This is a genomic window from Porphyromonas bobii (genome assembly GCF_943169685.1).
GTDB lineage: Bacteria > Bacteroidota > Bacteroidia > Bacteroidales > Porphyromonadaceae > Porphyromonas > Porphyromonas pasteri.
On record NZ_CALPBU010000005.1, the window covers coordinates 1 to 13151 of the forward strand.

General features: G+C 54.5%; 7 protein-coding genes and 1 rRNA gene. All 8 read right to left on the bottom strand.

The features are described from left to right. Nucleotides 1-428 (bottom strand): 23S ribosomal RNA (locus tag KO088_RS05680); the annotation flags it as partial. A gap of 1015 nt (nucleotides 429-1443) precedes the next feature. Continuing rightward, nucleotides 1444-3525, bottom strand: coding sequence for a RagB/SusD family nutrient uptake outer membrane protein (locus KO088_RS05685; protein WP_215493948.1), 2082 nt, complete (start codon nucleotides 3523-3525; stop codon nucleotides 1444-1446). Nucleotides 3526-3549: 24 nt separating this feature from the next. Then, the gene (locus tag KO088_RS05690; protein ID WP_251419843.1) at nucleotides 3550-6747 is read right to left on the bottom strand and encodes a SusC/RagA family TonB-linked outer membrane protein; all 3198 of its coding nucleotides are present in this window, start codon (nucleotides 6745-6747) and stop codon (nucleotides 3550-3552) included. 920 nt (nucleotides 6748-7667) lie between these two features. Then, nucleotides 7668-9308, bottom strand: a complete 1641-nt coding sequence (locus KO088_RS05695) for an ABC-F family ATP-binding cassette domain-containing protein (RefSeq protein WP_044115643.1) — start codon at nucleotides 9306-9308, stop codon at nucleotides 7668-7670. A gap of 103 nt (nucleotides 9309-9411) precedes the next feature. Next, nucleotides 9412-10722 (bottom strand): UDP-glucose dehydrogenase family protein, encoded by a 1311-nt coding sequence (locus KO088_RS05700; RefSeq protein ID WP_215493949.1) that lies wholly within the window; start codon nucleotides 10720-10722, stop codon nucleotides 9412-9414. Between the two features lie 32 nt (nucleotides 10723-10754). Further along, the gene (locus tag KO088_RS05705; RefSeq protein ID WP_215493950.1) at nucleotides 10755-11153 is read right to left on the bottom strand and encodes an HIT family protein; all 399 of its coding nucleotides are present in this window, start codon (nucleotides 11151-11153) and stop codon (nucleotides 10755-10757) included. A gap of 14 nt (nucleotides 11154-11167) precedes the next feature. Next, nucleotides 11168-11638, bottom strand: a complete 471-nt coding sequence (gene greA, locus KO088_RS05710; RefSeq protein WP_044115645.1) for a transcription elongation factor GreA — start codon at nucleotides 11636-11638, stop codon at nucleotides 11168-11170. A gap of 421 nt (nucleotides 11639-12059) precedes the next feature. Next, entirely contained in the window at nucleotides 12060-13142 is a 1083-nt protein-coding gene (dinB, locus tag KO088_RS05715) for a DNA polymerase IV (protein WP_215493951.1), read from the bottom strand. Nucleotides 13143-13151 lie beyond the last annotated feature (9 nt).

Consider the following 13151-nt stretch of genomic DNA (forward strand, 5'->3'; position numbering starts at 1 on the left):
CACACAGGATTTCACGTGTCCCGCGCTACTCAGGATACCTCTAAGTCCAACGAAGATTTTCGGATACACAGCTATCATGTTCTATGGCCGGCCTTTCCAGACCGTTCTCCTAATCTTGTCTTCCTATGTCGAGGTCCTACAACCCCAGTTTTGCCGAAACAAATCTGGTTTGGGCTGGTCCCCGTTCGCTCGCCACTACTAAGGGAATCACTTTTGTTTTCTTCTCCTATGGGTACTTAGATGTTTCAGTTCCCCACGTTCGCTCACTGCTCTGCAGTGTGACATATCTTCAATATGCCGGGTTGCCCCATTCGGAAATCTACGGATCAATTTGTATGTGCCAATCCCCGTAGCTTATCGCAGCTTATCACGTCCTTCTTCGCCTCCGAGAGCCAAGGCATCCACCGTCTGCCCTTATCTGTTTTTGCGCCTAACGTACTTCTAACATTGCTATCAGAAAGCACGCAGGTTGTATACTAACTTATTATATATGCTCTACGTTGTTTTCTCGTTTGTTTTTATCAAGTATGTCAATGATCGCTAAGAGGGCCGCTGGTGTAAACCTTGTGACACCTCTTTTGAGTCAATCATAAGTAAGTCGCCTTACTTATATCGTCGTCGCTAACGCCTGTCTTCCCTTCCTCAGCTACCCTCGCTCGGATCAGCTCTTATTTGAGGTGGTTCGTTTCTCGTTTGCGGTTGCAAAGATAGAGCAAAAACTAAATACAAACCAAATCTTCGCGCAAAATATTTCTCAATAACACCCGTTGAGTTGCATTCATTTCCCCATAAGCAAGCAACTTACAAGGGGTGAAAAAATTTTCATTCTCTTGGGGAAGACGGGCGATTTCGCGGGGGAAGAACGAGAGGATTGAGCGGGGAAGAGGTGCACTTGGCGGGGAAATGAAGGGGGAATAGGGCTGGGGACGGTTGTATAGCGATATAGGTAGGCGTAGCATTTGCTGGGGATGAAAGGCGTGCGGGAAGGGAAAAGCCACCGCATACTCCCCTATCCCTTTTGAATATATGCAGACGTGAGTGATATCAACCTATATTGGTCGGCGGGCGAACCTATATTGGTCGGTGCTTCGACCTATATAGGTTGCTTTCGTGACCTATATAGCTTTGCCCGCCGACCAATATAGCTTCACACCACCCTACTAAAGGTAGCCTTCCCACGCCCCCTCCGAAGAGTAGAAAGCAACCAGTACTGGTCACCACTCCAACCACTACTGGTCGCTATTAGACCAGTACTACTTCGCAGTGTGACCAGTACTGCTCCGACCACCGACCAGGACTGCTCGATTTCACTACCTAATAAACACGACGCTCGCCTATCACTTGTGCAAGGATAGGCGGGCGGAAAAAGAGCGACACCCCAGCTCGAAGGTCGGGCTGGGGTGTCGTCGTGGAGTAGCGCTTTATAATCTTGCGCGAGTATGCCTACTTGAGAGCATAGGGATTATCCGTACTCGTAGGCCAGTTGACATTCTGATAGAAGTACGTGGCATCGACCTTGTTGCCAGGAGCACAAAGCTCTAACGTCTGAATCGAGACAGGATAGAGGTAGTGAGCCTGGTAGAAGGTATAGCCATCGAACATATCATTGTTATTAGCCTTCGAAATGATCTGGTAGGGGCGATGATATGTACTGATACTCTTGGCAGAGATGTTAGCCTTTGATGTCCCATCTGAGATAATTCTCGTCTGAGTAGGATCAGGCACCAGCTCTTCCTTCTCTCTACCATCGGGGCCTGTGACCTTCACCGTCTTGGTACCCCAGAAGTAGCTATACTCATGAATCTTCGCCCAGAAGTTCACGCCCTCGATCACATAGTTCTTGACTTGGTCCATAGCGCACCAGCGAACAAGGTCATCGTGACGCATACCTTCACCTGCAAATTCACAGCGGCGCTCACGACGGATGCTATAGAGCGTAGGATCAACGGCCTGCCCCTGAGAGAAGGCCCCCCAGTCATAGGAAGCTCTATTAACGTTGGCCTCCACTGACATATCTGTAGCATTGATCGTCGCATCGATCGTCCCGGTGATACCAGCACGTTGGCGAAGCTGATCCCAATACTTACGAGCATCTGCATCCAGAGTTCTATTGAGCTCATAGGAAGCTTCGATGTAGTTTAGATAAGCTTCGGATGCTCTAAGGATGGGCACCCCGGAGACGTCGTTCATCTCTGTGCCGTGACGCATCGAGGGGTCATAGTTGTAATACTTACGCTGAGCATACCCTGTGACATCTCTGACCTCAGGCTTGTCGATCATATTCGGACACTCATACTTCTTGACGACCTTCTTAGCATCATCGTAGCTACGAGCATCAGACTCTGCAAAGAGGAAGAGCTGGAGACGCTCATCACGATCCTTCTTCACATTATCGATCGTCACATCATTATAGGTGGCGGTATTACGCTTGTAGTAAGGCAGACCATCCTTCATCAGGAAGGACTCTACGAGACCACGTGTCCAGCCAGAGTTCGTGCCTGTGATCAACTGATGGGAGACGAGGTGAAGGATTCTCTTATCCTTGCTGTACTGTCTCCACAGCAGAATCTCAGAGAAGCCATCAAGGCTTCTGGAGGCAAACATCTCATAGTAGGAATTCCAGCCACTAAAGGTAGGAAGGTCTGGATTGGTCTTGTGCGAGTTGGGGGTGAGGGATACTGCGTCAGCAACGACCTTCGCAGAAGCCATAGCCTGCTCGAGGAAGAACCTCACCTCAGCATCCTGATCGAAGACCTTACCCTTATTCCACTCCTTGTCTTTCCCTGGCCAAGTGGCATCACCTGGTACACGTCCAGTGCCTCGGTGGTGCTTCTCGAAGGTCCCTTCGTAGAGGGCAACACGGCTCTTGAGCAGCTGAGCAGCATTCTTGGTCAGACGCTGATTAGCGGGGAAGGCTGGTCTCAGATACTTGATAGCGGAGTCCAGCTCGCTGATGATAAAGCGAGCGACCTCATTACGTGGGCGTCGCTGAGAAGCCTTCTGCAAGGTCTCCAGCTCCGTCGGGAGCGTCTGGGTGATAATAGGGAAGTCACCATAGACCTTGAGTGCCTCGAAGTAAAGCAACGCACGAATGGCATAGGCCTCCCCGATATAGTGATTGATATCAGTGGGGTCACCAACGATCTTACCGGCGTAGAACTTCGGCAGGACCTGCTCCATGTACCAGTTCACATTACGGATAGAGGCGATCGAGGGCTGACCAGTGCTCTCTACCTTCCACGTAGTATTGCTGAACATCGAACGGTTAGGATTGGTCGTAGCCTGATTATCCGTACCATCATCGTAGGTAGCTATCCCTGCGTGGTAGCCACCGCTCCCATGTCCAGGAAAGAGGGTAGCATAGTAGTTGATCGGGAAGGTACCAAGCTGCTCAGCAGTCCCATAGTATGAATCTGGGCCTACCTGATCAAGAGGCTCCCTATCAAGAAGATTACAGGAAGAGAGAGCTAGGAGGCCAGAGGATAGGAGGAGGAGCGTCTTCCTCCAATAACTATGTTGTCTCATAATACTTGTTCTGTTAGATGCCGATTAGATATTGACATTGAGCCCACAGGAGATCACGCGCTGCAGCGGATAGATCTTACCAGGTCCCCAGTCACCACCAGTAGCTTCGGGGTCGAAGATCTTGGGCAGTTTGGTGAAGGTCACGAGGTTGTCAGCCGAGGTGTAGACACGTAGGCGACTGACCCCGATCTTCTTCGTGAGAGAAGCAGGGAGGGTATAGCCCAGCTGGATATTCTTGATACGGAGATACGCCGCATTGACGACATAGCGGGACTGCGTCTGCATATTCTTGGCGCCCTTCTCGAAGAGGGGACGAGGATAGCGAGCATTCAGGTTAGCCCCATTGGGGTCACCCTCAGGTCGGAAGAAGTCCCAGTGCTCCTTGAAGCCCACAGACTGCCACTGCCCATGGCTCGTAGCACCGACAGAATAGGGAGAGTTGTCAAACCAGTCGCGACGACCAACCCCCTGAAGGAAGAAGCTGAAGTCAAGACCCTGCCACGTAAGGTCAGCATTGAAACCAACCTTAAAGCGAGGAGCATTGTAGCCGAGGCGGCGAAGGTCTCCATGGTCGGACAAGGTGTTAGCACCACCATTGACGGTCTCACTACCATCAAGGTCCTTATACATGATGTCCCCGGCCTGCCAGTTATCACCCCATGAAGGACGGTTAGTCTTCAGGTGCTCATTCATCTCATCGTTCGTCTTGGCGATACCAGCAGTAGTATAGCCCCAGATCTCACCCATGCGACGTCCTGCGTACCAAGTGGAGAGGGATCCCGTAGGGTTGTAGTACTGCGTGACCGTCTGGATATCATCCGAGAGGATAAAGCGTAGCCCGTAGTTCACCTTGCCTACATAGTCACGCCACTTGAGCTCAGCTTCCCAGCCCTTAGAGACGAGGGTCGCATTATTCTCACTGGGCTGACCGGTACCGAGGGTGAAGGGCAGTGGAGAAGGAGGGCCAACCATATCGCGAGTCGTACGGTTGAAGTACTCCAGAGTACCCTGCAGTCTGTTGTTCAGAGCCGCAAAGTCCAGACCGACGTTCCAAGACTCAATGCGCTCCCAAGTCAGAGCACTTGATACAATACCAGGGGCATTAGATGTATTCAGACGTTCGCCACCGATGAGCCAAGCTGAGTTAGCTGTCCCGACAGGCTGAGCGAGGAACCAAGGATAGAGTGCTTGCACCTCGGTATTCCCCAGTGTACCCCATGAGCCACGGAGCTTAAGCATTGAGAAGGTCTTCTTGAGGGGAGAGAAGAACTGCTCATTGGCAATATTCCAACCAGCAGAGAAGGAGGGGAAGGTCGCCCAGCGCTTATTGCCAATGAAGCGGGAGGAGCCATTGGAGCGGAGAGAGACCTCAAGGAGGTAACGCTCGTCGTAAGCATAGTTCAGACGAGCGAAGCTCCCCATCGTAGCCCAATGGTTATAGCCTGAGTAGAGAGAAGGCTTGTCATTGGTAGCCGTATTGACCGTGGGGATAAGGTTCGAGATAAGATCCTTCTTGGTACCACCAAGGTCATGGTAGTTATTGACTTCAAGGTCGAGACCAGCGATGAGCTTGACGTCATGCTTCTCTGCGAAGAGACGGCTATACTCGGCATAGTAGCGACCGTTGAAGTAATTATTCCGCCAGGTGCTCTCACCGACACTCGTCTGGCCGTCGTCGCCACCCTCACGAGAGGTCAAGCGAGCAAGGCCGTCCTTATCATGGCTGTAGATAGCGAGTACATCCCAGTGATTGAAGTTGTAGGTCGTGTTATAGTTATTCTCAGCACGGAGGAGAAGCCCAGGCAGGGGGCGTGCTTCCAGCGTCAGCTGCTGATTGACACGGTCACGTTGGTTGCGGTCGACACCACCATCTTGCATCTGGATCGTCTCATTACCAGGGATGAGATACCCGTGGACGTCACGCACAGGGTTAGTCGGCCAGCGGCGAGCAATATTATGGAAGAAGAGGCCCGTCATATAGCTTGGTCGGGAGTATTCTTCACGTGACCAGCGGTTGGTATAGGAGACGGTCAGCCATGGAGTGATATCCGTGCTGAGCTTCGCAGTGAGGTTGTAGCGCTTGAAGGCATCATGTCCGTAGCGGATCAAGCCCTGCTGATCGAGTAGCGCACCACTGACGTAGTAGTTCGTCTTACCACTCCCACCAGATATGGAGAGGTTATGCTCTTGAGAAGGAGCATTCTTACGGTACATTTCTGCGAACCAATCGGTATTTGCCCATGAGTCCGTATAGAGATTCCATGCTCTATCTCGTTCATTCCATGAGGTCCCCGAGCGCAGGTCTTCTGAGATCGTACCTTGCTTGTAGGCTACGATACGCTTCATGATCTCATCGGTGAAGACCGTCCCATTCCCTGCGTTTGTACCAGCGGCATTGAAGTACTTAGCGAACTGCTCTGAGTCCATCATCTCAGGGACCTGTGTCGCAGTAGCAAAGCGGACATTGCCCGTATAGGCAACTCGAGCTCGGCCTTCACGGCCGTTCTTGGTCTTGATGAGGATCACCCCGAAGGCAGCGCGAGATCCATAGATCGAGCTTGCAGAAGCATCCTTCAGCACCGATATGCTCTCGATATCATTAGCCGAGAGAGAGTTCATGTCTCCCTCGGAGCCGTCGATCAGAACCAATGGGCTTGAGTTTGACCCCGTCCCGATCGTACCCGTACCACGGATATTGAGGGCCAGCGAGCTATTGAGGGCTCCCCCAGAGTTTCCCACCGAGAGGTTCAGACCAGGGATCATCCCCTGGAGAGCCTGCCCGACATTTTGCACGGGGCGAGCAGCCAGAGACTTAGAGTCGATAGAGGAGACAGCCCCAGTGAGGTTGACCTTCTTCTGAGTACCGTAACCGACGACAACGACCTCCTGAGCCACCTGTGCGTCATCTTCGAGGACGACATCGATGGTCGTACGCCCCGAGACAGGCACCTCCTGCTTCTTCATCCCGATGTAGGTGAAGACCAGGGTAGCATTTCGTGAGACATTCTGGAGCGTGTAGTCCCCAGTAGGGGTAGTAGTGGTCCCTGCTGTTGTCCCCTTGACTCGAATAGAGACCCCTGCTAAGGGCTCCTTCTGGGCATCCTTGACGACCCCCTTGATGGTGATCGTCCCCTGTGCCCAGGTGACAAGCGGACTACTTAGGAGCATCGCCAAGGTCAGCAGTACGACCCTCGCGGTAAAGTACTTGGAGAAATACTTCATCTTCGTAAGTTAGTGTTAGTGATACGTGTATGGATTGATGTAATTCTGCATGATCTTAAGAGGAGCGGGAGAATGGAATCGTCAAGCGGCTCGGTCTTTAGCGATCCGCCCCATGATAAGTGAGCTCTTTGAGAGGGCTATTCATAGTAATGTAGGATACCTAAACCACATGGCACCTATCGGCTCGATAGGTGGTGGCGGGGAGAGGTGTCACCCCGTCCTCCTTTCGACGTGGGCGACTCGGTCAAGATCTCTGATACTGATTTAATACAAAGTCTCATTGTTCATGATCGGAATAGGAGCTCTCTCACTCCTTACGGGGGCAAAGTTATGGATGAAAAGCGAAAAAACAAACAATTATCTATGCATACACTTAATAAATTTATTAAGTAACTCAACACACTGAATACTAATACGCTACAAGATCGCGACCTGCAACACGCAGACTACCGTATTCCGCCCCAAAGCACTCCAAACCACATTTCCCCACACGTTCCCCTCGGATTGAGCACCTACCCCTACCCCCCAAAAGCTGGGTTAGCTGTATCCATTACCATATAGGGGGAAGCAAACCTATATAGATCGTCGGGCGAAGCTATATAGGTCGGTGCTTCGACCAATATAGGTTGCTTTCGTGACCTATATAGCTTTACTCGCCGACCTATATAGCTTCACACCACCCCACTAAAGGGAGCCTTCCCACTACCCCCGCCAAAGAAGAAAAGCAACCAGTACTGGTCACCGATCCAACCACTACTGGTTGATATAAGTGACCAGTACTACTTCGCCGCGTGACCAGTACTGCTCCGACCACCGACCAGTACTGGTCGATTTCACCACCCAATAAAAGCGCCGTCCGCCTACCCCACAGATGGGATAGGCGGACGGCGTGCTTGCTACCTTATATATAAGGAGAGAGATTAGGAGGCGGAGCGCTCCAGCTCCTTGAGATTCTCGAGCTTCTTACGCTGCATGAATTCGTAGATACCTTCGAGGTGCTCGGTGACCTTCCCGCCACCGAACTCATAGACCTTGCTGACGAGGCCATCGAGGAAGTCACGGTCGTGCGAGACGAGGATGAGCGTGCCATCATAGTTGAGGAGGGCTTGCTTGAGCACTTCCTTCGTCTTCATGTCGAGGTGGTTCGTCGGTTCGTCGAGGATCAGCAGGTTGTACGGCTCGAGGAGGAGCTTGAGCAGAGCCAAGCGCGTGCGCTCACCACCGCTGAGTACCTTGACCTTCTTCGTCGAAGCTTCGCCACCGAACATAAAGGCGCCGAGGAGATCCTTGATCTTCGTGCGGATCTCGCCCTCGGCTACATCATCGATGGTCTGGAAGACGGTGCGCGTCTCATCCTCGATAGCCGCCTGATTCTGGGCGAAGTAGCCGATCTGGACATTATGGCCGAGCGTGAGGACACCTTCGTGCTCCAGCTCCTTCATAATGCAGCGCACGAGGGTACTCTTCCCTTCCCCGTTCTTCCCGACGAAGGCAATCTTGTCGCCACGCTCGATCATCAGGTTGACATCAGAGAAGATGCGCTTGTCACCAAAGGCCTTACCGACGCCCTCCATCTGCACGGGATAGTTGCCCGAGCGTGGGGCTGGTGGGAAGCGCAGGCGGATAGCGGAGGTATCGATCTCGTCGACCTCGACCAGCTCGAGCTTCTCAAGCATACGTACACGGCTCTGCACCTGGTTGGTCTTGGAGTATGTACCCTTGAAGCGCTCGATGAAGTCGGTCGTCTCAGCGATGAACTTCTGCTGCTCCTCGTAGGCCTTCATCTGCTGCTCGCGACGCTCGGCACGCAGGCGTTGGTACTCGGAGTAGTTCACCTTGTAGTCGTAGAGGCGGCCCATCGTGATCTCGAGGGTACGCGTGGTGATGTGGTCGACGAAGGCGCGGTCGTGGCTGATGACGACGACCGTCTGCCCCGTCTCGATGAGGAAGTCCTCGAGCCACTGGATCGACTCGATGTCGAGGTGGTTCGTAGGCTCGTCGAGGAGGAGGACATCGGGCTTCTGCAGGAGGAGCTTTGCCAGCTCGATACGCATACGCCAGCCCCCACTGAACTCGCTTGTCTGGCGCGTGAAGTCGCTTCGCTTGAAGCCAAGACCGAGGAGCGTCAGCTCGATAGCCTTGTCGTAGTTGATCTCTTCGATAGCGTAGTACTTCTCACCCAGTGCAGACACCTCCTCGATGATCGCCATATACTCGGGGCTATCGTAGTCGGTGCGAGTATTGAGAGCCTCGTTGAGCTCCTCCATACGGGCTGCCATCTGGTGGATGTTGCTGAAGGCTTGCTCAGCTTCCTCGAAGACGGTGCGCCCATCTTCGGTGAGGAGGTGCTGGGGAAGGTAGGCCACCTGCACACCCGAGGGGACGTTGACCTTACCGCGGGTCGCCTCACGCGTACCGCTGAGGATCTTCAGCAGGGTGCTCTTACCAGCACCATTCTTCCCCATGAGGGCGATGCGGTCCTTGGGGTTGATGACGAAGGAAATATCTGAGAAGAGGGGTGCCCCACCGATCTCGACAGTGAGGGCATCGACTGAAATCATACGCTTTGCTTAGAGAATAGAAGGAGGAAAGGGGATGAGGGAGTAAAAGATCCCCCTATGTCAGGTGTACGGACACCCAGCATAGGGGGACGGGGCGGGCAGGCTACTGCCCTATCTGAAGGAGGGTGAAGCCGGCCTCGACGGGGTCGGTATCGAAGACGTTGCGCCCGTCGATGAGTAGCGGAGTCTTCACCGAGCGGTGAAGGACTTCCCAGGCGGGCATACGGAATGCCTTCCATTCGGTGACGTGGAAGATCACATCGACATCGAGCGCAGAGTCGTAGACATCACGTGCGTAGCGGACACGGTCGCCGAGACGACGCCGGGCCTCAGGCATGGCGATCGGGTCATAGACGGCGACCTCACAGCCAGCCTCGAGGAGGGAGTTGATAAGGACGAGCGAAGGCGCCTCACGCATATCGTCCGTCTCAGGCTTGAAGGCCAAGCCCCAGACAGCGACACGACGACCCTTCAGATCACCACCGAAGTAGCGGAAGAACTTCTCGAAGAGCACGTGCTTCTGCGACTCGTTCACAGCCTCGACAGCTTCGAGGACACGCATAGGACGGCCATGCTCCTTCGCCGTGCGGATGAAGGCTTGCACATCCTTGGGGAAGCAAGAGCCTCCATAGCCACAGCCCGAGTAGAGGAACTTGCTCCCGATGCGGGCGTCACTACCGATGCCCTGACGCACCATAGAGACGTTGGCACCCACGGCTTCGCAGAGGTTCGCCACTTCATTCATAAAGCTGATGCGCGTAGCGAGCATAGCGTTGGCCGCATACTTCGTGATCTCTGCCGAGGCGATATCCATGAAGAGGACGCGGAAGTTATTGAGGAGGATGGGCTTATAGAGGCGCGTCATCAGCTCACGGGCACGGTCGCTATCGACACCGACGACGACTCGGTCGGGGCGCATGAAGTCCTCGATAGCGTTGCCCTCCTTGAGGAATTCGGGGTTCGAAGCGACGTCGAAGGGAATGGACACGCCACGCTCACGCTGTGCCGCCTCGATCGTCTCACGGACCTTGAGGTAGGTACCTACGGGCACGGTACTCTTGGTGACGACGAGACAATAGTCCGTCATCGCCTCACCGATAGCACGAGCTACGGAGAGGACGTGGCGCAGGTCGGCCGAGCCATCTTCGTCTGGGGGCGTGCCGACAGCACTGAAGATAATCTCGACATGGGGCAGGACTTCGGCGATAGAGGTAGAGAAGTGCAGGCGTCCAGCCTCCACTCCACGGCGCACGAGGGCGTCCAGACCCGGCTCATAGATGGGTATCTCCCCATCACGCAGGCGCTGGATCTTCGCCTCATCGACATCTACACAGTAGACTTCTACACCGAGGTCAGCGAAGCAAGCTGCGCTGACCAGTCCGACATAGCCTATCCCTACGATAGCAATGGGCATAATGCTACTCCTTATTATAATATGTATCGGTGTTACTTCGCTGGGGCTGCTTCACGCAGCTCACGGGCGATGCGCTCCATCTCTTCGGCAGGAAACTGGAGCTTCTTCTTCAAGTCAATATCTCCCTCAGCATTGATAGGCACGAGGTGGATGTGCGCGTGGTTGACCTCAAGTCCGAGGACGAGGACAGCGACCTTGCGGCACTTCGTCACCGTCTGGATCTGACGGGCGACCTGCTTAGCGAAGACCATCATGCGCCCAAGCAAGTCATCCTCGATATCGAAGATGTAGTCGACCTCCTGGCGAGGTACGACGAGCGTGTGACCGGGCTGTACGGGATTGATGTCGAGGAAGGCGTAGAACTCAGCGTCCTCGGCGACTCGATACGAAGGGATCTCCCCCTCGATGATGCGTGTGAAGAGCGTAGCCATGGAGCAAAAAGAGATTAGATCGAGATATTGAGGATCTCGAAGTTCAGGAGGCCACCAGGCGTCTGGACCTCGACGACATCACCGACCTTGCGGCCCATGAGGCCCTTGGCGATGGGGGTGTTGACGGAGATCTTCTTCTCCTTGAGGTTAGCCTCGGTGTCAGAGACCAGCGTATAGGTCAGCTCAGCACCCGTCTTAGTATTGCGGATGGTGACCTTGCTCAGGATCTGGATGCTATCGGTAGAGATCTTCGACTCGTCAATGATACGAGCGTTAGCGACCTGTGCCTTGAGCTGAGCGATCTTCCCTTCGAGGAGGCCCTGAGCCTCCTTGGCGGCGTCGTACTCGGCGTTTTCCGAGAGGTCACCCTTATCGCGTGCCTCGGCGATCTGACGAGAGATCTCGGGGCGGTGAACGGATTCGAGTTCGTTGATCTCAGCTATGAGCTTGTCATAGCCGGCTTGTGTCATATAGTTATATGCCATAGTCGTAGTTGGGGAGCCATAGACTCCAGCCTAATTTTTGCGCGGTCTTGACCGCAAGTAAAAACAATAGTGAACCCTACTCCAGCCGATCGCTGTCGTAGGGTTCCTTCGCAAAGGTACGATTATTTATCTAAGGCAGGGCACCTGCTTTATTTATTTGCTTCCCCCACCCTATCCAAACCTTACGCCTCTTGACTTCCCGACTCCCAAGCACAGCAGGCGGGGAGACATCGGCGTATATCCTGCAGATAGCGGCAGTCGCCACCACGCCTGTATAGAGCGACTTAGCCGACTATCCGCATACGATCCGCCACGGGGCAAGACCACCCCGCAGGTCCCCTTCATCTGAACCTATAGAGGTCTACGGGCGGACCACTATGAAAACGCCCCACGCGCCCGTAGTCGTACATCAGCGAGCTGGCTACTCCTCGTCTTCGGCAAAGGGCAACCACTGCTGCACCCACATCCCCGGGCGAAGCTCCTCGGGCGGATGCGAGAGGGAGAGTCCCAAGAGGCGGATGGGGCGGTCGGCATAGTCAAGGCCGCGAAGAAGCTCCAAGCCACGCTGCAGAAGAAGCTCAGGCGAAGAGAAGGCTTCGGAGAAGGAAGCCGAGCGGGAGAGTACAGAGAAGTCGGCGAACTTCACCCGCAGTGTGAGCGTGCGCCCCGAGAATTGACGACGCTGCAGACGCCCGTCCAGCTCCTCGACGACCTCACGAAGGTGGGCTTCGACGACGAGGGGCTCGGCACTATTCTCCTCGAAGGTGCGCTCACAGCCGAGGCTCTTACGTACCCATTCATAGATGACGGGGCGCTCATCCACCCCACGAGCGAAGTCATAGAAGACACGACCCGCCTTACCAAAGTGGCGGGTCAGCTGCTCGAGGCTTCGCTCTCGGAGGTCAGCCCCCGTGCGGATACCCAAGAGATGCATACGCTCAGCCGTAGCACGCCCTACTCCCCAGAAGGCTTCGACGGGAAGCTCGGCGATGAAGTCCAGCGCTTGCGACGGATGGATCGTGCAGAGCCCGTCGGGCTTGCGTGCGTCGGAAGCAATCTTCGCGAGGAACTTATTGTACGACACACCCGCCGAAGCCGTCAGCCCCAGCTCCTCACGGATGCGGCGACGGATCTCACGTGCTATCTCTACGGCCATAGGCTCCCCGACCTTGTTCTCCGTCACATCGAGGAACGCCTCATCGAGGGAAATCGGCTCGATGATATCGGTGTAGTCGTGGAAGATGCCGTGAATGGCTCGCGAGACTTCGCGGTAGCGATCGAAGTTTACCGGCACAAAGATGAGCTGCGGGCAGAGCTTACGTGCCTTCGCCCCAGGCATCGCTGAGCGTACACCGAAGTGCCGAGCTTCGTAGCTCGCAGCACAGACCACCCCACGCGACTCCGCTCCACCCACGGCAATAGGCAGCCCCCGAAGCTCGGGATGGTCGTGCTGCTCTACCGAGGCGTAGAAGGCATCCATATCAATGTGTATGATCTTGCGCATAGCGAAGGA